18 protein-coding genes are annotated in these 22,616 nt (G+C 72.8%); 12 read left to right on the top strand and 6 right to left on the bottom strand.

Annotation, left to right across the window (positions count from 1 at the left end):
- Positions 1–58: 58 nt before the first annotated feature.
- Together IO36_RS21075 and IO36_RS21070 are read right to left on the bottom strand one after the other, a co-directional pair.
- Positions 59–952, bottom strand: coding sequence for an inorganic polyphosphate kinase (locus tag IO36_RS21075; protein ID WP_037621867.1), 894 nt, complete (start codon positions 950–952; stop codon positions 59–61).
- Positions 949–2,028 carry an SPFH domain-containing protein gene (locus IO36_RS21070; protein WP_037621866.1) on the bottom strand — a complete coding sequence of 360 codons (1,080 nt, stop codon included), beginning with the start codon at positions 2,026–2,028 and terminating at the stop codon, positions 949–951. Before IO36_RS21070 ends, IO36_RS21075 begins: the two co-directional genes overlap by 4 nt.
- A 233-nt stretch (positions 2,029–2,261) precedes the next feature.
- Between IO36_RS21070 and IO36_RS21065 the strand changes: the two genes are divergently transcribed.
- Together IO36_RS21065 and argF are read left to right on the top strand one after the other, a co-directional pair.
- Positions 2,262–3,485: an arginine deiminase gene (locus tag IO36_RS21065; protein WP_037621865.1), complete on the top strand. Its 1,224-nt coding sequence runs from the start codon at positions 2,262–2,264 to the stop codon at positions 3,483–3,485.
- Positions 3,486–3,690: 205 nt separating this feature from the next.
- The gene (gene argF, locus IO36_RS21060; protein WP_037621864.1) at positions 3,691–4,698 is read left to right on the top strand and encodes an ornithine carbamoyltransferase; all 1,008 of its coding nucleotides are present in this window, start codon (positions 3,691–3,693) and stop codon (positions 4,696–4,698) included.
- An 89-nt stretch (positions 4,699–4,787) separates the two neighbouring features.
- On the opposite strand, the gene IO36_RS21055 is transcribed toward argF, so the two are convergent.
- Positions 4,788–5,228 carry an ATP-binding protein gene (locus tag IO36_RS21055; protein ID WP_037621863.1) on the bottom strand — a complete coding sequence of 147 codons (441 nt, stop codon included), beginning with the start codon at positions 5,226–5,228 and terminating at the stop codon, positions 4,788–4,790.
- A 502-nt stretch (positions 5,229–5,730) separates the two neighbouring features.
- Here IO36_RS21055 and IO36_RS21050 point away from each other — a divergent pair.
- Together IO36_RS21050 and IO36_RS21045 are read left to right on the top strand one after the other, a co-directional pair.
- Entirely contained in the window at positions 5,731–6,558 is an 828-nt protein-coding gene (locus IO36_RS21050; RefSeq protein WP_037621862.1) for an enoyl-CoA hydratase family protein, read from the top strand.
- A 7-nt stretch (positions 6,559–6,565) separates the two neighbouring features.
- On the top strand, positions 6,566–8,854 hold the full coding sequence (locus IO36_RS21045) for a bifunctional salicylyl-CoA 5-hydroxylase/oxidoreductase (protein WP_037621861.1): 2,289 nt from the start codon (positions 6,566–6,568) through the stop codon (positions 8,852–8,854).
- Here IO36_RS21045 and IO36_RS21040 read toward each other — a convergent pair.
- Both IO36_RS21040 and IO36_RS21035 read right to left on the bottom strand, forming a co-directional pair.
- Positions 8,838–9,692 carry a PaaX family transcriptional regulator gene (locus IO36_RS21040; RefSeq protein WP_037621859.1) on the bottom strand — a complete coding sequence of 285 codons (855 nt, stop codon included), beginning with the start codon at positions 9,690–9,692 and terminating at the stop codon, positions 8,838–8,840. The two genes, IO36_RS21045 and IO36_RS21040, sit on opposite strands and share 17 nt — an antisense overlap.
- Before the next feature lie 15 nt (positions 9,693–9,707).
- Positions 9,708–11,477: an AMP-binding protein gene (locus tag IO36_RS21035; RefSeq protein WP_078943327.1), complete on the bottom strand. Its 1,770-nt coding sequence runs from the start codon at positions 11,475–11,477 to the stop codon at positions 9,708–9,710.
- 138 nt (positions 11,478–11,615) lie between these two features.
- Here IO36_RS21035 and IO36_RS21030 point away from each other — a divergent pair, with 138 nt between their 5' ends.
- Positions 11,616–12,761 (top strand): acyl-CoA dehydrogenase family protein, encoded by a 1,146-nt coding sequence (locus IO36_RS21030; protein ID WP_037621857.1) that lies wholly within the window; start codon positions 11,616–11,618, stop codon positions 12,759–12,761.
- A 31-nt stretch (positions 12,762–12,792) separates the two neighbouring features.
- Positions 12,793–13,191: a RidA family protein gene (locus IO36_RS21025; RefSeq protein ID WP_037621856.1), complete on the top strand. Its 399-nt coding sequence runs from the start codon at positions 12,793–12,795 to the stop codon at positions 13,189–13,191.
- A gap of 15 nt (positions 13,192–13,206) precedes the next feature.
- Here IO36_RS21025 and IO36_RS21020 read toward each other — a convergent pair whose 3' ends face one another.
- Positions 13,207–13,401, bottom strand: a complete 195-nt coding sequence (locus IO36_RS21020; RefSeq protein ID WP_037621855.1) for a DUF5999 family protein — start codon at positions 13,399–13,401, stop codon at positions 13,207–13,209.
- 559 nt (positions 13,402–13,960) lie between these two features.
- Between IO36_RS21020 and IO36_RS21015 the strand changes: the two genes are divergently transcribed.
- The 6 genes from IO36_RS21015 (at position 13,961) to IO36_RS20990 (ending at position 22,572) form a co-directional block, all read left to right on the top strand.
- Positions 13,961–14,386, top strand: coding sequence for a DUF6299 family protein (locus IO36_RS21015; RefSeq protein WP_037621853.1), 426 nt, complete (start codon positions 13,961–13,963; stop codon positions 14,384–14,386).
- Between the two features lie 175 nt (positions 14,387–14,561).
- Positions 14,562–18,239: a nitrate reductase subunit alpha gene (locus IO36_RS21010; protein WP_037621851.1), complete on the top strand. Its 3,678-nt coding sequence runs from the start codon at positions 14,562–14,564 to the stop codon at positions 18,237–18,239.
- Position 18,240: 1 nt separating this feature from the next.
- Complete coding sequence (gene narH, locus IO36_RS21005; protein ID WP_078943325.1) at positions 18,241–20,022, top strand: nitrate reductase subunit beta; 1,782 nt, start codon at positions 18,241–18,243, stop codon at positions 20,020–20,022.
- Positions 20,019–20,633, top strand: a complete 615-nt coding sequence (gene narJ / locus IO36_RS21000; RefSeq protein WP_037621850.1) for a nitrate reductase molybdenum cofactor assembly chaperone — start codon at positions 20,019–20,021, stop codon at positions 20,631–20,633. Before narH ends, narJ begins: the two co-directional genes overlap by 4 nt.
- Positions 20,630–21,358, top strand: coding sequence for a respiratory nitrate reductase subunit gamma (narI, locus tag IO36_RS20995; protein ID WP_037621849.1), 729 nt, complete (start codon positions 20,630–20,632; stop codon positions 21,356–21,358). Before narJ ends, narI begins: the two co-directional genes overlap by 4 nt.
- Complete coding sequence (locus tag IO36_RS20990) at positions 21,355–22,572, top strand: nitrate/nitrite transporter (protein ID WP_425535544.1); 1,218 nt, start codon at positions 21,355–21,357, stop codon at positions 22,570–22,572. Before narI ends, IO36_RS20990 begins: the two co-directional genes overlap by 4 nt.
- Positions 22,573–22,616: the final 44 nt, after the last annotated feature.

Raw genomic sequence — 22,616 nt, 5'->3', positions numbered from 1 at the left:
CACCGGGGCAGCAGACGCCCCCCAGCCCCCGCCCCCACCGGGGCTCACCCCCGTAGTCCTAGCCGACCAGGCGAAGCCGCACCTCTGCCACGCCCACCCGAACCGTCTGCCCCCACACGAGTTCCACCGCATCCCCCTCCATCCCGTCCCCGAACACGATGAGCCGGTCCGACTCCACCGTGAGGGACAGCCGCCCGGACGCGGTGAGTTCGCCGGCCACGAGCGAGGTGCCCGTGGCCGGCGAGGGCCAGGCCTCGCGGACGTACCAGAGCAGCCGCTCGTCCGTGGGCCCGGGCAGCGGCAGCCGCTCGCCCCGCTCCTGCCACAGCGACCGCAGCCACCCGGTGGCCCCGGTCCCGGTGCCGACCAGCACCCCGGAGGACGCCTGGGACTCGACGACACCCCCGTACTCGTCGAGCCCCAGCCGATAGCGGACCGTCTGGTGACCGGCGGACCCCAGGTAGATCTCGTTGAGCGCCACCAGCCGCTGGGTGTCGTCCGCGACCGCCTCGACCATGGTCAGCTCGTCGGCGCCGCCGCCCCGCGCCGAGGCGAGCAGCGCCCCCGCGTCCCGCGGCCGGTGCCGCACGAGCACGCCCGGATTGCGCCCGGGATCGGCGTCGATCCCCACCACCGGCTGGCCTTCGAGGTACTTGGCGACGTTCGCGACCAGCCCGTCCTGGCCGACCACGACCACCACGTCCTCCGGCGCGAACAGGAACCGGTCCAAGTCGGCCCGCTCCACACGGGCCTGACGCCAGGTCAGCGGAATGGCCGCGACCACCGCGGCGAGCGCCTCGCGGGAGCGGTTGTGCCGTTCGGCCACCTCCGCGATGTCCCGGCCGCGCGAGGACAGGAAGAACGCCGCCTGCCCGTGCGTGCCGTGCCGGGCCGTCAACTCCTCGTACTCCGTGGTCCGGTGGACGATGACGACCCGGGGCGCGAGACTCACGCCGAGTCCCCGGCGGTCCCGTTGCCCAGCTTGGCGAGCAGTCCGGTGAGGACGTCGGGCGACACGGTGAGGTTCTCGATCCGCGGCAGGTTCTCCGCGAGCCGGCTCCCGGTCAGCGCGTGCAGCGTGGCCGTGTCGACCTCGCCGTGGACCCGCAGCCAGGCCGCCTGCGCCTCGGCCCGCGCGGCGCCGACCTCGCGCTCGGCCTGGGCCTCGGCCCCCGCGAGCCGCACCTTGCGGGTGGCCTCCGCCTCCGCGAGCCGCAGCGACCGGGTGGCCTCCGCCTCCGCCAGCCGGACCGTACGGGCCGCCTCGGCCCCGGCGCGCACCGCGTCCGCGGCCGCGTGCTCCTCGGCCTCGCGGCGCGCGTTCGTGCCCTTCTGCTCGACCAACTGCTCCTCGCGCCGGGCGAGTTCGATCTGGCTGGCGAGTTCGTTCTCGGCGATGGCCCGCTCCCGCTCGACGGCGACCGCCCGGCGCTCGTACGTCGCCTTGTCCGCGTCCTGCTGGATCTGCTCGCGGGCGGGGGTGCGCAGCGCCCGCTCCACCTCGGGCTCGGGGCGCAGCGCGACGACCCGGACCGCGACCACCTCGATGCCGGTGGCGGGCAGCCGGGGTTCGGAGGCGAGACCGGCCGCGACCCGCTCCCGTACCGCCGTGACACCGTCGACCAGGGCGGACGCCAGGGAGGTGCGGGCGAGCACGTCGAGGGCGTGCTGCTGGGCCGTCTCGGTCAGCAGCGAGCCCAGCTGCTCCAGCGGGGCGCCGCGCCAGGCGCCGGTGTCGGGGTCTATGGAGAAGTCCATGCGGGAGGCCGCGAGCCCGGGGTCGCTGACCCGGTAGGTGACCGTCGCCTGGACCGCGACGTCCTGGAAGTCGGACGTGCGGGCGTGGAAGGTCATCGCCAGCTCGCGGTCGTCGACGGGCACTTCGGAGAGCGCGGCCGTCAGTGAGCGGTACCAGAAGCTGAGTCCGGGGCCGTCGTGGACCAGCTGTCCCGACTTGTGGTGCCGCACGTGCGCGGTGGGCGCCCCGCGCAGATGGCGCCAGCCGAGGCGTCGCGTGATGTCGGCCATGAGTACCCCCTCGCGCCGGGCGTTCCCCGGCGATTTTGCTTCTCTCGTTGTCGTCATTGAGACGATAATGAAGAACCCGCTTATCGTCAAGAGGACGAAATGAAGGGAGTGCGCCAAGGGGCGGCCGGGGTGTGGGGCCGGGGGCGGGCCTGGCGCGCGGGGCGGGCGGGAATCGTGGTGCGGACCTGGGCGATCCACGGGTGAACACGCGTCCGGATGGTCAGGATGGAGACATGGGATTCCATGTCGACTCCGAGGCCGGGCGGCTGCGCCGCGTCATCCTGCACCGGCCCGATCTCGAGCTCAAAAGGCTCACCCCCAGCAACAAGGACGCGCTCCTCTTCGACGACGTGCTGTGGGTGCGCCGGGCGCGCGCGGAACACGACGGGTTCGCCGACGTGCTGCGCGACCGTGGGGTCACCGTCCACCTCTTCGGCGACCTGCTCGCGGAGACCCTGGCGATCGGCGCGGCCCGCTCGCTCGTCCTGGACCGGGTCTTCGACGAGAAGGAGTACGGTCCGCTCGCCACCGACCACCTCCGGGCCGCGTTCGAGGCGATGCCCGCCCCGGAGCTGGCGTCCGTGCTCGTCGGCGGCATGACCAAGCGCGAGTTCCTGGACGCGCACGCGGAACCCACCTCCGTGCGCTTCCATGTCATGGACCTCGACGACTTCCTCCTGCGGCCGCTGCCCAACCACCTCTTCACCCGGGACACCTCCGCCTGGATCTACGACGGGGTTTCCATCAACGCCATGCGCTGGCCGGCCCGGCAGCGGGAGACCGTGCACTTCGAGGCGATCTACCGGCACCACCCGCTCTTCCGCGAGGAGGACTTCAACGTCTGGTCGGAGGGGCAGGCCGACTACCCGTCCACCATCGAGGGCGGGGACGTCCTCGTCATCGGCAACGGGGCCGTGCTCATCGGGATGAGCGAGCGGACGACGCCCCAGGCCGTCGAGATGCTCGCCCACAAGCTGTTCGCGGCCGGCTCGGCCCGCACCATCGTGGCGCTCGACATGCCGAAGCGGCGGGCCCTCATGCACCTCGACACCGTGATGACCATGGTCGACGGGGACATCTTCACGCAGTACGCCGGGCTCGGCATGCTCCGCTCGTACACCATCGAGCCGGGCGCGGGGGACAAGGAGCTGAAGGTCACCGACCATCCCCCGGAGCACATGCATCGTGCCATCGCTGCCGCGCTCGGCCTCAGCGAGATCCGGGTCCTGACCGCCACCCAGGACGTGCACGCGGCCGAGCGGGAGCAGTGGGACGACGGCTGCAACGTCCTCGCCGTCGAACCGGGCGTCGTCATCGCCTACGAGCGCAACTCCACCACCAACACCCATCTGCGCAAGCAGGGCATCGAGGTGATCGAGATCCCGGGGAGCGAACTGGGCCGCGGCAGGGGCGGCCCGCGCTGTATGAGCTGTCCCGTCGAACGCGGCCCGGTGTAGCCGGCCGCCCGCGGGGGCGCCGCCGGAGCCCTCGGCGGGGCCGCCGCCGAGGTGGCGGCCGAAGCGCCCCGCCGAGCGCCCCGCCGGGACCGCCATCCGGGCCGGTACGTGGAGTCGAACACAGGTCGCATATAAATGCTGTGCGTCGTATAGAATTCCAGACGTCCGGTCCCGTCCCCGCCCCCGTCATCCCTGGAGCGCCCCCATGGCGACAGTCCCGACCGCCCTCGCCGGCCGTCACTTCCTCAAGGAGCTGGACTTCACGGAGGAGGAGTTCCTCGGCCTGGTGGAGCTGGCGGCCGGACTCAAGGCGGCCAAGCGGGCCGGGGCGGAGACCCGCCACCTGCGGGGCAGGAACATCGCGCTGATCTTCGAGAAGACCTCGACGCGCACCCGCTGCGCCTTCGAGGTCGCGGCCGCGGACCAGGGAGCCTCCACCACGTACCTGGACCCGGCCGGCTCGCAGATCGGCCACAAGGAGTCGGTCAAGGACACCGCCCGCGTACTCGGCCGCATGTTCGACGCCATCGAGTACCGCGGCGACAGCCAGGCCGCCGTCGAGGAACTGGCCGCCCACGCCGGAGTCCCCGTCTACAACGGTCTGACGGACGACTGGCACCCCACCCAGATGCTGGCCGACGTCCTCACGATGCGGGAGCACTGCGCCAAGCCGGTCGGAGAGACCGCCTTCGCCTACCTCGGCGACGCCCGCTTCAACATGGGCAACTCCTACCTGATCACCGGCGCGCTGCTCGGCATGGACGTCCGGATAGTGGCCCCGCGGGCCTACTGGCCGGCCGACGAGATCGTCGCGACGGCCCATGACCTCGCGGCGAAGAGCGGCGGGACGGTCACCCTCACCGAGGACGTGGCGGAGGGGGTGCGCGGCGCCGACTTCGTGGCCACCGACGTCTGGGTCTCCATGGGCGAGCCCAAGGAGGTGTGGGCCGAGCGCATCGGCGCCCTGGTCCCGTACGCGGTGACCATGGACGTCCTGCGGGCCACCGGGAACCCGGGCGTCAAGTTCCTGCACTGCCTGCCGGCCTTCCACGACCTCGGCACCAAGGTCGGCCGCGAGCTGTACGAGGAGTACGGACTCGACTCGCTGGAGGTCACCGACGAGGTCTTCGAGTCGGCGCACTCCGTCGTCTTCGACCAGGCCGAGAACCGGCTGCACACCATCAAGGCGATCATGGTCGCCACGCTGGCCTGATCCATCGGGCGCCCCCGTGTGCGTGCGGGCCGCTACGGCACCGGCTGACCGCTACGGCGCCGGCTGACCGCTATGGCACCGGCTGACCGCTACAGCGCCGGCCGGCGCTGGGCGGGGATCACCGGCAGCCGGAACCAGACCGCCTTGCCCGTGTCGGTGGGGCGGTGTCCGCAGGCGGAGCTGAGCGCGCGGAGCAGCAGCAGTCCGCGCCCGTGCTCCTGCCAGGGGTCCGGCTCACCGGGCGGGTGCGGGAGGGTGAGATCGAGGGGCGGGTCCGGGTCCGGGTCGTGCACCTCGACCCGGCAGCCGGTCGGCATCAGCTCGACGACCAGCTCTATCGGTCCCTCTCCCGCGGTGTGTTCGACGGCGTTGGCGACCAGCTCCGCGGTGAGCAGCTCGGCCGTGTCGCTGTCGGCCGCGTGCTCCCGATCCGAGAGTGCCCTGCGGACCAGGGCGCGGGCCACCGGCACGGCCGCGAACGTGTGCGGCAGCGCGATGCGCCAGAAGGCGGGTGCTGGGGTGTCGTGCAAGGCGGGTCCGTTCGTGGAGCAGGGCGTCCTGCGTACAACCTTAGGAATGGTACGGCGCCGTCCGGGGAACGCGCGCGGTGGGCTTTCTCGGGACATCGGCCGATGTGTCCCCGGCCCTCCGGCGCCTCCTTTCGGGACGATCGGTCCGATACGGGCTGTCTACCCGGACGAACGGCCCCCCTCCCGCGTCCGCTCCCACCGTTACACGGCTATCGACGATCCGTGACGCGGTCACGGCCCCCGCTCACCCATCGGCCGCTCCGCTCACGGCCCGTCACTCCCGCCTTCGCCTTCTGTCGCCGCGCTCCGGGCCGGCCCCGCCTCCCCCTTCACGACCCGCAGCCGACCCGTCGCCGTGTGTGACGGGCGATCGCCCGGCCTCCAAGGGTCCCGGGTCCGCGCCGTGATCCTGTATCGCGCACTCGTGACGACAGTCACGAACGAGTGATAACTTGGCGGGACAGCCGTACAGCGTCGCCCCCGCCCTAGGAGGCCGCCCGCCATGAGTCCCTTCACCGGCTCCGCCGGCCGCACCCCCGCCTGGCAGCATCTGAGGTACGAGCTCACCGACGGCGTCGCCACGGTCACGCTGGCCCGCCCCGAGAAGCTCAACGCGCTCACCTTCGGTGCCTACGCCGACCTGCGCGACCTGCTGGCCGAGCTGTCCCGCGAGCGCTCCGTGCGGGCCCTGGTGCTCGCCGGCGAGGGCCGCGGCTTCTGCTCCGGGGGAGACGTCGACGAGATCATCGGCGCGACCCTCTCCATGGACACCGCCCAGCTCCTCGACTTCAACCGGATGACCGGGCAGGTCGTCAGGGCCGTACGGGAGTGCCCGTTCCCCGTGATCGCCTCGGTGCACGGGGTGGCGGCGGGCGCCGGGGCCGTGCTGGCGCTGGCCGCCGACTTCCGGGTGGCCGACCCGAGCGCCCGCTTCGCGTTCCTCTTCACCCGGGTCGGGCTGTCCGGCGGCGACATGGGCGCGGCCTATCTGCTGCCCCGCGTCGTCGGCCTCGGGCACGCGACCCGGCTGCTGATGCTCGGGGAACCGGTGCGCGCCCCCGAGGCCGAGCGCATCGGACTGATCAGCGAGCTCACCGACGAGGGGCACGCCGACGAGGCCGCGCAGGCGCTGGCCCGCCGTCTCGCCGACGGCCCGGCGCTGGCGTACGCCCAGACCAAGGCCCTGCTCACCGCCGAACTGGACATGCCGCTCGCGGCCGCCGTCGAACTGGACGCCGCGACCCAGGCCCTGCTCATGAACGGCGAGGACTACGCCGAGTTCCACGCGGCCTTCACGGAGAAGCGGGCCCCGAAGTGGCGCGGGAGGTGAGCCCGCGATGCGCGGCAGCGGCGGTGTGAGGCGGGTCGCCGTGATCGGCGGCGGTCCCGGCGGGCTGTACGCCGCGGCCCTCCTCAAGCGCCTAGACCCGGAGCGCGAGATCACCGTCTGGGAGCGCAACGCGCCCGACGACACCTTCGGCTTCGGTGTCGTCCTGTCCGACGAGACCCTGGGCGGCATCGAGCACGCCGACCCGGTCGTGTACGCGGCGCTCCAGGCCGAGTTCGTCCGCTGGGACGACATCGACATCGTGCACCGCGGGGTGCGGCACACCTCCGGCGGCCATGGATTCGCCGCGCTCGGACGGCGCCGGCTCCTGGAGATCCTGCACGAACGCTGCCGTTCGCTCGGCGTCGAGCTGCTCTTCGGCAGCGAGGCCCCGGACGTGGCCGAACTGATGGCGTCCCACGACCTCGTGGTCGCCGCCGACGGGGTGCACAGCCTCACGCGCGCGGCCCACGCGGAGGTGTTCGGTCCCTCCGTCGAGGAGCACCGCTGCCGGTACATCTGGCTCGCCGCCGACTTCGCCTTCGACGCCTTCCGCTTCGAGATCGCCGAGACCGAACACGGCGTGATGCAGCTGCACGGCTACCCGTACTCCGCCGACGCCTCCACCGTCATCGTCGAGATGCGCGAAGAGGTGTGGCGGGCCTCGGGGTTCGCGGACCTCGGCGAGGAGGAGTCCGTCGAGCGATGCGGGAAGATCTTCACGGACGCGCTCGGCGGACGCCCGCTGCGCTCCAACAACTCCACCTGGACGACGTTCCGCACGATCGTCAACGACCGCTGGTCGCACGGCAATCTGGTCCTGCTCGGCGACGCCGCGCACACCGCACACTTCTCCATCGGCTCCGGCACCAAGCTCGCCGTCGAGGACGCGCTCGCCCTGGCCGCCTGTCTGGAGGAACATCCCTCGTCCGAGGCGGCGCTGGCCGCGTACGAGGAGGAGCGGCGCCCCGTCGTGGCCTCCACCCAGCGGGCCGCCCGCGCCAGCCTCGACTGGTTCGAGAACCTCGACCGCTATCTCGGCCAGCCCGCACGGCAGTTCGCGTTCAACCTGCTCACCCGCAGCCGCCGGGTCACCCACGACAATCTGCGGCTGCGCGATCCGCGCTTCGTGGCCGCGGTCGAGCGGGAGTTCCGCTGCCCGCCGGGGACCCCGCCCATGTTCACCCCGTTCCGGCTGCGCGGTCTGACCCTGCGCAACCGGGTCGTCGTCTCACCGATGGACATGTACTCCGCCGTGGACGGCGTCCCCGGTGACTTCCATCTCGTCCACCTCGGCGCACGGGCCCTGGGCGGCGCGGGACTGGTGATGACCGAGATGGTGTGCGTCAGCGCGGAGGGGCGCATCACCCCCGGCTGCGCGGGCCTCTACACCGCCCGGCAGGCCGATTCCTGGCGCCGGATCGTGGACTTCACGCACCGTCAGGCACCGGGCGCCGCGATCGGGCTCCAGCTCGGCCACGCCGGCCGCAAGGGCTCGACCCGGCTGATGTGGGAGGGCATCGACGAACCCCTCCCGGACGGCAACTGGCCGCTCGTGGCCGCCTCCCCGCTCCCGTACAAGCCGGGCGGTCAGACACCCCGCGAGCTGTCGCGGGCCCAGCTCACCGATCTGCGCGAGCAGTTCACCGCGGCCGCCTGCCGTGCCGCCCGCTGCGGCTTCGACCTCCTCGAACTGCACTGTGCCCACGGCTATCTGCTCTCCGGCTTCCTGTCCCCGCTGACCAACCGGCGCACCGACGCCTACGGCGGATCGCTGGAGAAGCGGCTGCGCTTCCCCCTCGAAGTGTTCGACGCGGTACGGGCGGTGTGGCCCGCGGAACGCCCGATGACCGTCCGTATCTCCGCCACCGACTGGGCCGAGGGCGGCACCACCGGGGACGACGCGGTCGCGATCGCGCGGGCCTTCGCAGCGCACGGCGCCGACGCGGTGGACGTGTCGACCGGACAGGTGGTCGCGGACGAACGCCCCGCGTACGGCCGCTCCTACCAGACGCCGTTCGCGGACCGGATCCGTCACGAGACCGGCATCCCGGTGATCGCCGTCGGCGCGATCTCCTCCTGGGACGACGTCAACTCCCTGATCCTGGCCGGACGCACCGACCTGTGCGCGCTCGCCCGGCCGCATCTCTACGACCCGAACTGGACGCTGCACGCGGCGGCCGAACAGGGCTACGAGGGTCCGGGCGCCGTCTGGCCGATGCCCTACCGCGCGGGCAGCCGCCGCCCGCAGACCGGCCGCACCGACGCTCCCCGGCCCCGCCTCACCCTGGGAGGCTGAGCGGGTCCGGGTACCCGGACCACGGGGGTACCCCGGCGAACTCCGCGCCCGCGTCGCGCAGCCGCTCGTGCAGTGCCGAGAACACGGCGGCCGAGCGGGCGCCCGGCCAGTCCCCGGGGAGCAGCGGCGCGGGCAGACCCGGGTCGGTGTAGGGGAGATGGCGCCAGGAGTCGAGGGCGAGCAGATAGTCGCGGTAGGCCGCCTCCGGCGGGGTGTCCGGGCGCTCCTCCCAGGTGTGCAGCACCCGCGCGTGCCGGCCGAGGAACGCCTCGTGCTCCTTGGCGATGGCGGTCAGGTCCCACCAGCGCGCCACGGCGTCCGCCGTCGCGGCGTAGCCCAGGTGCTCGCCGCGGAAGAGTTCCACGTACGGGTCGAGCCGCAGCCGCTCCAGCGTGTGCCGGGTCTCCTCGTACAGCCGGGCCGGGGCGATCCACACGCCGGGAGCCGCCGTGCCGAAGCCGAGGCCGGCCAGCCGGGAGCGCAGCACGTGCCGCTTCTGCCGCTCCGACTCGGGCACGGAGAACACCGCGAGCACCCAGCCGTCGTCCCCGGGGGGCGCCGTGGCGTACACCCGGCGGTCGCCGTCGTCGAGCAGCTGCCGTGCGTCGGGCGACAGCGCGTACCCGGCGGCACCCGTCGGCGTGCGCGCCGGCTCCAGCAGTCCCCGGCGCTTGAGCCGTGAGACCGACGAGCGCACCGAGGGCGCGTCCACGCCGACCGCGGCGAGGAGCCGGATCAGCTCGGCCACCGGCACCGGGCCGGGGGCGAAGCGGCCGTAGGCGCCGTAGAAGGTGACGATGAGGGACCGGGGGGCGTGGTGCTCTGACACGTCGATCACTCTAGTGCGCGAAGATCACTTGGGATCGCCGGCCGGGGGCAAGTCGCCCTCGGCCAACGGAGTCTGACTGCCCGCCACAGGCGGCGCAGCCTTCGACGGGACGGACGCCGCGGCCTTCGGCGAGGGGGTCGCCGCGGTATCGCCGGAACGGTTCTCCTCCCGCAGCCGGAACCGCTGGAGCTTGCCCGTCGCGGTCCGTGGCAGCGCGTCCAGGAAGACGATCTCGCGGGGGCACTTGTACGGTGCCAGCTCGGACTTGAGGAACGCGCGCAGCGCCTCGGCGTCCCGGGGGGCATCCTCCCTGAGCACGGTGTACGCCACCACGATCTGCCCGCGCGCCTCGTCCGTCCGCCCCACGACCGCGGTCTCCAGCACGTCCGGGTGCCGCAGCAGCGCGTCCTCGACCTCGGGGCCCGCGATGTTGTACCCCGCCGAGATGATCATGTCGTCGGCGCGGGCCACGTAACGGAAGTAGCCGTCGGGGTCGCGGACGTAGGTGTCGCCGGTGATGTTCCAGCCGCCCCGTACGTACTCCCGCTGCCGGGGGTCGGCGAGATACCGGCAGCCGACCGGGCCGCGCACGGCGAGCAGACCGGGCTCGCCATCCGGCACCGGCGACCCCTCGTCGTCGACCACCCGCGCCTCCCAGCCCGGCACCGGAACGCCCGTCGTGCCCGGGCGGATGTCGTCGTCGGCGGCGGAGATGAAGATGTGCAGCAGTTCGGTGGCGCCGATGCCGTTGATGATCCCGAGCCCGGTGCGCTCCCGCCAGGCCCGCCAGGTCGCCGCGGGCAGGTTCTCGCCCGCGGACACACAGCGCCGCAGCGACCCGATGTCGTGCCCGGACTCCGCCAGTTCCGCGAGCATCGCCCGGTAGGCGGTCGGCGCCGTGAACAGCACGGAGACCCGGTGCCCGGCGATCGCGGGCAGCAGCTGCGCCGGGCCCGCCTGTTCGAGCAGCAGGGAACTGGCGCCGGCCCGCAGCGGGAAGACCACGAGACCGCCGAGCCCGAACGTGAAGCCCAGCGGAGGGCTGCCCGCGAACACGTCGTCCTCGCGCGGCCGCAGCACGTGGCGTGCGAACGTGTCCGCGATCGCCAGCACATCGCGGTGGAAGTGCATGCAGCCCTTGGGCCGGCCGGTGGTGCCCGAGGTGAACGCGATCAGCGCCACGTCGTCGGCGGCCGTGTCCACCGCGTCGTACGGCTCCTCGGGGGCGCCGGTGATCCGCAGCAGCAGATCGCCGGGCGCGTCACCGCCGTACGTCGTGATCCGCAGCCCCGGGACCTCCGCCTTGACCAGGTCGTCGACCGAGCGGACGTCGCACAGCGCGTGCGTCACCCGGGCGATCCCGCACATCGTGCCCAGCTCGTGCGCCCGCGCCTGCGCCAGGACCGTGACCGCGACGGCGCCCGCCTTCAGCACCGCCAGCCAGCAGGCCGCCAGCCACGGGGTCGTCGGACCGCGCAGCAGCACCCGGTTGCCCGGGACGACACCCAGCTCGCCGGTCAGGACATGGGCGATCCGGTCGACCCGGGCGCGCAGCTGTCCGTACGTCCACGGCGCGCCGGTCGGTGTGCGGAAGGCCGGGCGGCCGGCGTCGGTGTCCGCGAGGAGCTCGGCGGCGCAGTTGAGCCGGGCCGGGTAGCGCAGCTCGGGCAGGTCGAAGCGGAGGGAGGGCCACTGCTCGGGGGGCGGCAGGTGGTCGCGCGCGAAGGTGTCGACATGGGCCGAGCGGGCCGGCCCCGAGGTGTCTGCGGAATCCAGCGGATCCACAAGGTCCATGGCGTCTCGCCCCCTTGCCTTGGTGGGCCGCCCCGGTGGGCGTCGCGGTGGGCTCGCACAAGGAGCGTATCGTGTTGGTGACGACAGTCAACGGTTCGCGATAACGTGGTGACGTCCGATGGGGAGAGAGGACGGGCAATGACCGCATTCTCGCTCGATCCGGGGCAGACCGCCTGGTGTGCCGAGCTGCGGGCCCTCGCCGCGCAGCAGCTGCGCCCCCTGGCCGACAAGGGCGAGCCGGGTCATGTCAACAGACCGCTCGTCGCCGAGCTGGGCCGGCTCGGACTGCTCGCCCGGCTGTTCTCCTCGGGCGCCCTCGACCTCTGTCTGATGCGCGAGTCCCTGGCGCGGGAGTGCACCGAGGCCGAGACGGCGCTGGCCCTCCAGGGGCTCGGCGCGCATCCCGTCCACGCCTATGGCACCGCGGCCCAGCGCGCGCACTGGCTGCCCCGGGTCACGGACGGCACCGCCGTGGCCGCCTTCGCCCTGAGCGAGCCCGGGGCCGGTTCGGACGCCGCCGCGCTGGAACTGCGGGCGGACGGGGACGACGCCGGGGGCTGGCGGCTCACCGGCGAGAAGTGCTGGATCTCCAACGCCCCCGAGGCCGACCTCTACACCGTCTTCGCACGCACCGCGCCCGGCGCCGGAGCCCGAGGGATCACCGCGTTCCTCGTCCCCTCCGACCGCCCCGGCCTCACCGGCACCCCGCTCGACATGCTCTCCCCGCACCCCATCGGCGCTCTCGCCTTCGACGCCGTACCCGTCACGGCGGACGACGTCCTCGGCGAGCCGGGCCACGGGTTCCGGGTCGCCATGAACACCCTCAACCTCTTCCGGCCGAGCGTCGGCGCCTTCGCCGTCGGCATGGCGCAGGCCGCGCTGGACGCGGCCCTCGCCCACACGGCACGGCGCGAGGCGTTCGGCGGCCGGCTCAAGGACCTGCAGACCGTGGCCCATCAGGTCGCGGAGATGGCGCTGCGCACCGAGGCGGCCCGGCTGATGGTGTACGCGGCCGCGGCGGCGTACGACGCGGGGGCGGCGGACGTGCCCCGGCGGGCGGCGATGGCGAAACTGCTGGCGACCGAGACGGCCCAGTACGTCGTCGACGCGGCCGTCCAGCTGCACGGTGCCCGCGCCCTGCGCCGGGGTCACCTCCTCGAACACCTCTACCGCGAGGTGCGCGCGCCGCGGATCTACGAGGGCGCCAGTGAGGTCCAACGAGCCATCATCGCCAAGGAGTTGTACCGCTCCGCCGAGCAGCAGGAAGGCAAGGTGTCCCCGTGACCCCCGCACCCACCGGGAAGGCGGGGCCCGTATGACCGCCGAGCGCGTCAACCCGCCGGAGCTCTCCCCGGCGGCCGGCTTCTCCCACGCGGTCGTCGCCACCGGCTCCCGGGTCGTGTTCCTGGCCGGACAGACCGCGCTGGACGGGGACGGCAAGGTCGTGGGGGAGACCCTGCCCGAGCAGTTCGAGAGGGCGCTGGCCAATCTGCTGACCGCCCTGCGCGCGGCGGGCGGCACCCCCGCGGACCTCGCCCGGGTCACCGTCTACGCCACGGACGTCGCCGACTACCGCGCCCACGCGCCCGAACTGGGCCGCGTCTGGCGCCGGTTGGCGGGCCGCGACTACCCGGCGATGGCCGTCATCGGAGCCGTACGCCTGTGGGACACGGAGGCACTGGTCGAACTGGACGGGTTCGCGGTGCTGGCGTAGGGCGGGATTTCCGGATCAGGCGGCGACGGCGAGCCGCTCGGCGAACACCCGGTGCGGAGCGACCACGCTGCCGTCGGGAAGCAGTTCACCGCTGTCGTCGAAGACGATCGCGCCGTTGCACAGGAGGTTCCAGCCCTGCTCGGGGTGGGCCGAGACGATGTGCGGTGCGGCGGTGTCCGCGGACGGGCACGAAGACCGGTGTGAACACATGGTGCACCTCCACGTGGGATGCGAAGAGTGTCGGCGGCGCTGTCGTCGCCCTCGCATGCATAGACCATGCGCGCGCGGCGAACCGAACGGAACACCCGGCCGAGAAGCGTGACAACACGAGGACAACTCTCGGACGCCCCCGAGACGGACGACGCCGATCCGCCACGGCCTGGTCACCGAACGCGGCAGCGGGTCCTTCACCGCTGGTCACCGAGCGCGGCACCCGGTCAGGCACCGCCGGTCATCGAGCGCACCCCCGTTCCGACACCACCGGGCCACCGAGCGCGGCGCCGGGTCCGCCACCACCGCTCACCGAGCGCGGCGTCCGGTCAGGCACCGCCTGTCATCGAGCGCACCCCCGTTCCGACACCACCGGTCATCGAGCACGGCCCCTGGTCAGCCCTCGCCGGTCATCGAGGCCGCCCCCGGTCAGCAACCCTCGCTCACCGAATGCGGCCCGCCAACTCGCCACCATTGGGGTGATGATCACCGCGCCGGGGGCCCCGGACCGGTACCTGTTAGGCGCCCTGTCCAGGTCCCCGCTCCAGGAGGTACCCCCATGTTGTTCCGCCAGGCCGTCGGCGCGGCCGCCGGTGCCGCGCTGCTCCTGCTCCTCGCCCCGTCCGCCGTCGCCGTGTCCCGCGCGTCCGAGGAGGTGACGGTCGACCCGACCGGCACCCTCGCGGCCGACGGCACGGTCACCCTCTCCGGCACGTACCGCTGCACGGGCGCCTCGGGCCCGGTCTTCGTGTCCTCCTCGGTGTCCCAGGCGGACGCCCGGGTCGGCCAGGGCATCGGCGGGACCGCGGCGCAGTGCGACGGCGCGGACCACCGCTGGACCAACGCGCAGAAGCCCGCCCCCGGCTCCCTGAAGGCGGGCACGGCCCACGTCCAGGCCACCGTCATGGAACTGGCCGCCACGGGCCTCCCCCTCCCCACGTTCCACGCGGTCCGGGACCAGGACGTCACGCTCGTACAGAGCTGACCGCCCATCCGAAGGAGCCGCCGACACCACGGACCGGCGGCTCCTCGGCATGGCACCGCCCCCTCACCCTTCCGGCCCCCCGTCACATGCGCCCCCCGTCCGTCGGTGGTGGGCTGGGGTGAAGCCTGGGAGAGGAGCAGCCGTGGCCGGATCCGGGGCCGGGGGCAGTGGCGGGATGGACGGCAGGGCCAGTGATCTGCTGCTGCGCACCGGGCGGTTCTTCCGGCGGGGGGAGACCTCCGCCGATCTGCGCACCCTCTCCAAGGAGGGCGGGCGGAGCGGCGACGTCTTCTACCGGGACCGCTGGAGCCACGACAAGGTCGTGCGCTCCACCCACGGGGTCAACTGCACCGGCTCCTGCCGGTGGAAGGTGTACGTCAAGGACGGCATCATCACCTGGGAGACCCAGGAGACCGACTATCCGAGCGTCGGCCCGGACCGCCCCGAGTACGAGCCGCGCGGCTGTCCGCGCGGGGCCGCCTTCTCCTGGTACACGTACTCACCGACCCGGGTGCGCTACCCGTACGTCCGCGGTGTCCTCCTGGGGATGTACCGGGAGGCGAAGGCCCGCACCGGCGACCCCGTCCTCGCCTGGGCCGACCTCCAGGCCGACCCCGAGCGCCGCCGCCGCTACCAGCAGGCGCGCGGCAAGGGCGGTCTGGTGCGGGCGAGTTGGGACGAGGCGGTGGAGCTGGCCGCCGCCGCCCACGTCCACACCATCAAGACCCACGGCCCCGACCGCATCGCCGGCTTCTCCCCGATCCCCGCGATGTCGATGGTCTCGCACGCCGCCGGCGCCCGGTTCCACTCGCTCATCGGCGCCCCCATGCTGTCGTTCTACGACTGGTACGCCGACCTTCCGGTCGCCTCCCCGCAGGTCTTCGGCGACCAGACCGACGTTCCCGAGTCGGGGGACTGGTGGGACGCCGCGTACCTGATGATGTGGGGCACCAACGTGCCCGTCACCCGGACCCCGGACGCCCACTGGATGGCCGAGGCGCGCTACCGCGGACAGAAGGTCGTCGTCGTCTCCCCGGACTACGCCGACAACACGAAGTTCGCCGACGAGTGGCTGCACCCCCACCCCGGCACCGACGGCGCGCTGGCCCTCGCGATGGGGCACGTCGTGCTGAAGGAGTGCTTCGTCGACCGGCAGGTGCCGTTCTTCACCGACTACGTCCGGCGGTTCACCGACCTGCCGTTCCTCGTCACCCTGAGGGAGCACGAAGGGGCCCACGTCCCGGACAAGTTCCTGCGCGCCGGCGACCTCGGCGACACCGCGGAGGGCGCGGAGTGGAAGACGGTCGTCCTCGACGACGCGACCGGCCGGCCGGAGGTCCCCCCGGGCTCGCTCGGCTTCCGGTGGACCGAGTCCGGCCAGGGGCGGTGGAACCTGGAGCTCGGTGATCTGACGCCCCGGCTCACCCTGTACGGGCGTGACGGAGCCGTTCCCGCCGAGGTGCTGCTGCCCCGCTTCGACACCGACGGCGGGCCGCACGGCCAGGGCGGCGGGGCCGTGCGCAGCGCCGGCGTCCCCGCCACGCGGATCGGCGGCCACCTGGTGACGACCGTGTACGACCTGCTGCTCGCCCAGTACGGCGTCGGCCGCGCCGGACTGCCCGGCACCTGGCCCACCGGCTACGACGACGCCTCCGTCCCCGGCACGCCCGCCTGGCAGGAGGTCCACACCTCCGTCCCGGCCGCGGCGGCCGTCCGTACCGCCCGGGAGTTCGCCGACAGCGCCGAACGCTCCGGCGGCCGCTGCATGATCCTCATGGGCGCCGGCACGAACCACTGGTTCCACTCCGAGACGATCTACCGCGCCTTCCTGGCCCTGCTCCAGCTCACCGGCTGCCAGGGCCGCAACGGCGGCGGCTGGGCCCACTACGTCGGCCAGGAGAAGTGCCGCCCCGCGACCGGCTGGGCCACCCTCGCCGCCGCGTCCGACTGGTCCCGCCCGCCCCGGCAGGCGATCGGCACCGCCTACTGGTTCCTGCACACCGACCAGTGGCGCTACGACCACTACCGCGCGGACACGCTCGCCTCCCCGCTCGGCAGCGGGGCCCTCGCGGGGATGACGGCGGCCGACTGCCTGGCCCAGGCCACCCGTTCGGGCTGGATGCCCTCCTATCCCACCTTCGACCGCAACCCCCTCGACCTCTGCGACGAGGCGGGTGACGAGGACCCGGCCGCGTACGCGGTGAACCAACTCCGCGAAGGGAAGCTGGGATTCGCCGGAGAGGATCCGGACGCCCCCGCCAACTGGCCCCGGATCGTGACGCTCTGGCGCGCCAACCTGCTCGGCTCCTCCGCGAAGGGCGCCGAGTACTTCCAGAAACACCTGCTCGGCACCACCTCCTCGCTCGGGGCGCGGGAGGCCGGGCCCGAGGAACGGCCACGCGACGTGCGCTGGCACGAGAAGGCACCCGAGGGAAAACTCGACCTGCTGCTGTCACTGGACTTCCGCATGACCTCCTCCACCCTCATGTCGGACGTCGTCCTGCCCGCCGCGACCTGGTACGAGAAGCACGACCTGTCCAGCACGGACATGCACCCCTACGTGCACTCCTTCACCCCGGCCGTCGACCCGCCCTGGCAGGCCCGCACCGACTTCGCCGCCTTCCACGCCCTCGCCCGCTCGTTCTCCGCGATGGCGGCGCGCCACCTCGGCGTGCGCCGCGACCTCGTCGCCACCGCCCTCCAGCACGACACCCCCGGCGAGACCGCCCAGCCCGGCGGCGTCGCCCTCGACTGGCGGCGCGGGGAGTGCGAGCCCGTGCCGGGCCGCACCATGCCCCAACTGACCGTCGTGGAGCGGGACTATGGCGCGATCGCCGAGAAGATGGCCACGCTCGGACCGCTCGCGGACAAGCTCGGCCTGCCCGCGAAGGGCATCACCTTCGACGTGGCCGAGGAGGTCAGGCTGCTCGCCGGCCGGCACGGCCTGCGCAGGGCGGGACCGGCGGCGGGCCGGCCGCTGCTCGACACCGCCGTCAAGGCGGCGAACACGATCCTCGCCCTGTCCGGCACCACCAACGGCCACCTCGCGACCCAGGGCTTCCTCACCCTGGAGCGCCGCACCGGGCAGCCGATGGCCCACCTCGCCGCCGAGCACGAGGGCAAACGGATCACCTACGAGGACACCCAGGCGGCGCCCGTGCCGGTCATCACCTCCCCGGAGTGGTCCGGCAGCGAGGCGGGCGGCCGCCGCTACACCGCCTTCACCCTCAACACCGAGCACGCCAAGCCCTGGCACACCCTCACCGGCCGCCAGCACTTCTTCCTGGACCACGACTGGATCCACGAACTCGGCGAGGCCCTGCCCGTCTACCGGCCGCCGCTCGACATGCGCCGCCTCTTCGGCGACCGGGTCTCCACCGGGGAGGACGGCCAGGCCGAGGTGACCGTCCGCTATCTCACCCCGCACAGCAAGTGGTCCATCCACTCCGAGTACCAGGACAACCTGCTCATGCTGTCGCTCTCCCGCGGCGGCCAGAACATCTGGATGTCCCCGCAGGACGCCGAGGCGATCGGCGTGCGCGACAACGACTGGATCGAGGCGGTCAACCGCAACGGCGTCGTCGCGGCCCGCGCGGTGGTCAGCCACCGCATGCCGCAGGGCACCGTGTACATGCACCACGCCCAGGACCGGGTCATCGCCACCCCCCGGACCCAGACGACCGGCAGACGCGGCGGCACCCACAACTCCCTGACCCGGCTGCTGCTCAAACCGACCCATCTCATCGGCGGCTACGCCCAGTTGAGCTGGGCGTTCAACTACCTGGGCCCGACGGGCAACCAGCGCGACGAGATCACCGTGGTCCGGCGCCGCACCGAGCCGGTGGAGTACTGACATGCGCGTGATGGCACAGATCGCGATGGTCATGAACCTCGACAAGTGCATCGGCTGCCACACCTGTTCGGTGACCTGCAAACAGGCGTGGACCAACCGCGGCGGCGTGGAGTACGTGTGGTTCAACAACGTCGAGACCCGCCCCGGACAGGGCTATCCGCGCCGCTACGAGGACCAGGAGACCTGGAAGGGCGGCTGGGAGCTCAACAAGCGCGGCCGGCTGCGGCTGAAGGCCGGCGGACGCCTCTCGAAGCTCGCCCACATCTTCTCCAACCCGCAACTGCCCGCCATCGGCGACTACTACGAGCCCTGGACCTACGAGTACGCCAACCTCCTCGACGCTCCCCTCGGCGACGACGTCCCCGTCGCCCGGCCGCGCTCCCTGCTCAGCGGCAAGCCCATGAAGATCGAGTGGAGCGCCAACTGGGACGACGACCTCGGCGGCGTGAACGAGCACGGCGCACTCGACCCGATGGTGGCCAAGGTCCGTGAACAGGCCGCGGAGAAGGTCCGGTTCGAGTTCGAGCAGACCTTCATGTTCTATCTGCCGCGGATCTGCGAACACTGCCTGAACCCGTCCTGTGTCGCCTCCTGTCCGTCCGGGGCGATGTACAAGCGGCAGGAGGACGGCATCGTCCTGGTCGACCAGGACCAGTGCCGCGGCTGGCGCATGTGCGTCACCGGCTGCCCGTACAAGAAGGTCTACTTCAACCACCGCACCGGCAAGGCCGAGAAGTGCACCCTGTGCTACCCGCGCCTGGAGGTCGGCCTGCCCACCGTCTGTTCCGAGACCTGCGTCGGACGGCTGCGCTATCTCGGCGTCATGCTCTACGACGCCGACAAGGTGCTCGAGGCGGCCTCCGCGCCCGAGGACACCGATCTCTACGAGGCCCAGCTCGGTGTGTTCCTCGACCCCGAGGACCCCGTCGTACGCCGGGAGGCCGAGCGGGCCGGCATCGCCCAGGACTGGATCGCCGCCGCCCGCCGCTCACCCGTCCACGCCCTCATCAGCAGGCACCGGGTGGCGCTGCCGCTGCATCCCGAGTACCGCACGATGCCGATGGTCTGGTACATCCCGCCGCTCTCCCCGGTCGTCGAGGCCCTGACCGAGACCGGCTTCGACGGCGAGGACACCGGCAACCTCTTCGGCGCGATCGACACCCTGCGCATCCCGCTGGAGTACCTGGCCGAGCTGTTCACCGCAGGCGACACCGCGCCCGTCCGCGCCTCGCTGGAGAAGCTCGCCGCCATGCGCGGAGCGATGCGCCCCGGCCTGCTCGCCGGCGGCACCTCGGGACCGGCCCCGGTCGACGAGGACATCGCCCGCTCGGTCGGCATGTCCGGGGAGGAGATGTACGCGCTGTACCGGCTGCTGGCCCTCGCCAAGTACGAGGAGCGGTACGTGATCCCCACCGCGGCCGTCGGCGACGCCCGGCGCCTGGAGGAGTCCGTCCTGCCCGACGAGTGCAGCCTCGACTACGCGGGCGGCCCCGGCATGATCGGCTCCGGCCCCTACGGCGAAGGATCCGGCGCGGCGCCGCCGGTGTCCGTGGAGAACTTCCACGTCCTGCGCGACCGCCAGAGTGCCGACGCCCCCGCGGACCCCGGCCGCAGCCGCGTCAACCTCCTCAACTGGGACGGCCGCGGCCACCCCGCCGGCCTGTTCCCCCGCCGGACCGACGGAACCGGTACGACCGACCGGACCGACGGGATGAAGGGGACCGGCGCCGCCCCGCGACCGCCCCGGAACGCGCACGACGCCGACGACGAGGAGCAGAGATGACCGCCCCGCACGCCGTCGTCCACGCGGCGGTCGCCCGCTGCCTGGCCTACCCCGACGACGAGTTCCACGCGGGCCTCGGCGTCCTGCGCGCGGCCCTCGACGAGCAACCCGGTCCAGGCCGGGCGGAGTTGCGCGCCTTCCTCGACCACGCGGACGCCGCAGCCCCCGACACGCTCCGCCAGGACTACGTCCGCACCTTCGACTTCTCCGGGCGCCGCTGCCTCCACCTCACCTGGTGGACCGACGGCGACACCCGCCGCCGCGGCGCGTCCCTCGTACGCCTCAAGGAGGTCTACCGCGACCACGGATGGGAGTACGCGGACACCGGGGAACTCCCCGACTTCCTGCCCGCCGTCTGCGAGTTCTCCGCCCTCGCCGGAACCGACGACCTGCTGCGCGAGCACCGCCCGGCCCTGGAACTGCTGCGCTTCGCCCTCACCGAGGCCGACTCGCCCTGGGCCGGAGTCCTCCAGGCCCTCGTCGCCACCCTGCCCGGCGCCTCCCCGCGCGACCGCGCCGCCGCCCAGGCCATGGCCCGGAGCGGACCGCCGCGCGAGGAGGTCGGGCTCGCCCCCTTCGGCACCCCGCTCCTGGAGGTCGTCCCCCGATGAGCATCGCCGACAGCCTCCTGTGGACGGCCATGCCGTACGTCACGATCGTCCTGCTCGTCGGCGGGATCGTCTGGCGCTACCGCTACGACAAGTTCGGCTGGACGACCCGCTCCTCGCAGCTCTACGAGTCCAGGCTGCTGCGGATCGCGTCCCCGCTCTTCCACTACGGCATCCTCTTCGTCCTCGCCGGCCACCTCGTCGGACTGTTCGTCCCCGACTCCTGGACCAGCGCGCTCGGGGTGAGCGAGACCGCGTACCACTACCTCTCCCTGACCACCGGCACGCTCGCGGGCCTCGCCACCGTCGCCGGCATCGCGCTGCTGATCTACCGCCGCCGCACCAACGGGCCGGTCTTCCTCGCCACCACCCGCAACGACAAGCTCATGTACGTCGTCCTGCTCGCCGCGATCCTGACGGGCATGACGGCCAAGCTCACGCACGCGGGCGGCCACGGCTACGACTACCGCGGCACCATCGCCCCCTGGCTGCGCAGCGTCTTCACCCTCACACCCGACTACGCGCGGATGCACGGCGTACCGACCGCCTACCGGATCCACATCGTCATCGGGTTCCTGCTCATCGCCCTCGTCCCCTACACCCGGCTGATCCACATGTTCAGCGCCCCCGTGCAGTACCTCTTCCGCCCCTACATCGTGTACCGCAGCCGTGAGCGCGGTCAGCTCGGCACCCGCTCCGAGCGGCCCGGATGGGAGCGCGTGCCGTGACCGCGGACAGTGACCGGACCCCGGCCGTGCCCGGCGCCGCCTACCGCAACCTGGTGGTCGCCACGATCGGCTTCGCCATCACCTTCTGGGCGTGGAACCTCATCGCGCCGATCGCCACCCCCCTGGGCGAGAAGCTCTCGCTGAGTTCCTTCCAGCAGTCGCTGATGGTCGCCGTCCCCGTGCTCGTGGGCTCGCTCGGCCGGGTGCCCGTCGGCGCGCTCACCGACCGCTTCGGCGCGAAGATCATGTTCCCGCTCGTCACCGCGCTGACCATCGTGCCGGTCCTGCTGCTGACCGTCGTGAAGGACTCCTACGGGGGCCTTCTCGTCGTCGGATTCTTCCTCGGCCTGGGCGGCACGACCTTCGCGATCGGCGTCCCCCTGGTCAACTCCTGGTTCCCGCCCGCGCGTCGCGGCTTCGCGGTCGGCGTCTTCGGCGCGGGCATGGGCGGGGTGGCCCTGTCCGGCTACTTCACCCCGCGCATCTACAAGCACGGCGAGAACCTGCCGTTCCTGGTGCTGGCCGTCGCCCTGGCCGTCATGGCCGTCGTGGAGTACGCCCTGCTCACCGACCGTCCCGACCGGGTGGTCCCCACCACCTCGCTGGGGAAGCGGCTCGCCGACGCCGGGCGGCTGCGCGTCACCTGGGAGCTCGCGGCCCTGTACGCGATCGGGTTCGGCGGCATCGTCGCGTTCGGCGTCTACCTGCCCACGTACCTCAAGACCTGGTACGGACTGACGCCCACCGACGCCGGTACACGGGCGGCCGGCTTCGCGCTCGTCACGGTGATCTTCCGCCCGATCGGCGGCTGGCTCTCCGACCGTGTCCACCCGGCCGTCGTCACCTCCTGGGCCCTCGGCGTCGTGGGGGCCATGGCGGTGTGCCAGGCGTTCGAACCCGGCCTGGTCCCGGGCGGCACGGTCTTCCTCCTCGTGATGGCGGCCGGCCTCGGCACCACCAGCGGCAGCGTGTTCGCGATGGTCGCGCGGGTCACCCCGCCGCCGCAGGTCGGCAGCGTCACCGGGATCGTCGGCGCCACCGGCGGCCTCGGCGGCTTCGTCCCGCCCCTGGTCATGGGTGCCGTCTACAGCGCCAAGAGCTCCTACGCCATCGGCTTCATGCTGCTCTCCGACCTCGCCCTGGCCGGCTGCGTCTACGCCTACGGCCGCATGCGCGACGCGGACCGCCCCCGCACCCCGCGGCCCGTCGGCTAGGGCCTGTCCGACAATTTCCGTCCGCCCGGCGACGCCCTGCACGC

The sequence above is a fragment of the Streptomyces aureus genome (genome assembly GCF_000725495.1).
GTDB lineage: Bacteria > Actinomycetota > Actinomycetes > Streptomycetales > Streptomycetaceae > Streptomyces > Streptomyces aureus_B.
The sequence above is the reverse complement of the archived record's forward strand: the minus strand, read 5'-3'. Positions and strand labels throughout refer to the sequence as shown.

Bases quoted from the DNA above. Each gene is read 5' to 3' on its own strand.
- IO36_RS21070 (WP_037621866.1), bottom strand. From the start codon at position 2,028: ATGGCCGACATCACGCGACGCCTCGGCTGGCGCCATCTGCGCGGGGCG.
- IO36_RS21065 (WP_037621865.1), top strand. From the start codon at position 2,262: ATGGGATTCCATGTCGACTCCGAGGCCGGGCGGCTGCGCCGCGTCATC.
- argF (WP_037621864.1), top strand. From the start codon at position 3,691: ATGGCGACAGTCCCGACCGCCCTCGCCGGCCGTCACTTCCTCAAGGAG.
- IO36_RS21050 (WP_037621862.1), top strand. From the start codon at position 5,731: ATGAGTCCCTTCACCGGCTCCGCCGGCCGCACCCCCGCCTGGCAGCAT.
- IO36_RS21045 (WP_037621861.1), top strand. From the start codon at position 6,566: ATGCGCGGCAGCGGCGGTGTGAGGCGGGTCGCCGTGATCGGCGGCGGT.
- IO36_RS21035 (WP_078943327.1), bottom strand. From the start codon at position 11,477: ATGGACCTTGTGGATCCGCTGGATTCCGCAGACACCTCGGGGCCGGCC.
- IO36_RS21030 (WP_037621857.1), top strand. From the start codon at position 11,616: ATGACCGCATTCTCGCTCGATCCGGGGCAGACCGCCTGGTGTGCCGAG.
- IO36_RS21025 (WP_037621856.1), top strand. From the start codon at position 12,793: ATGACCGCCGAGCGCGTCAACCCGCCGGAGCTCTCCCCGGCGGCCGGC.
- IO36_RS21020 (WP_037621855.1), bottom strand. From the start codon at position 13,401: ATGTGTTCACACCGGTCTTCGTGCCCGTCCGCGGACACCGCCGCACCG.
- IO36_RS21015 (WP_037621853.1), top strand. From the start codon at position 13,961: ATGTTGTTCCGCCAGGCCGTCGGCGCGGCCGCCGGTGCCGCGCTGCTC.
- IO36_RS21010 (WP_037621851.1), top strand. From the start codon at position 14,562: ATGGACGGCAGGGCCAGTGATCTGCTGCTGCGCACCGGGCGGTTCTTC.
- narH (WP_078943325.1), top strand. From the start codon at position 18,241: ATGCGCGTGATGGCACAGATCGCGATGGTCATGAACCTCGACAAGTGC.
- narJ (WP_037621850.1), top strand. From the start codon at position 20,019: ATGACCGCCCCGCACGCCGTCGTCCACGCGGCGGTCGCCCGCTGCCTG.
- narI (WP_037621849.1), top strand. From the start codon at position 20,630: ATGAGCATCGCCGACAGCCTCCTGTGGACGGCCATGCCGTACGTCACG.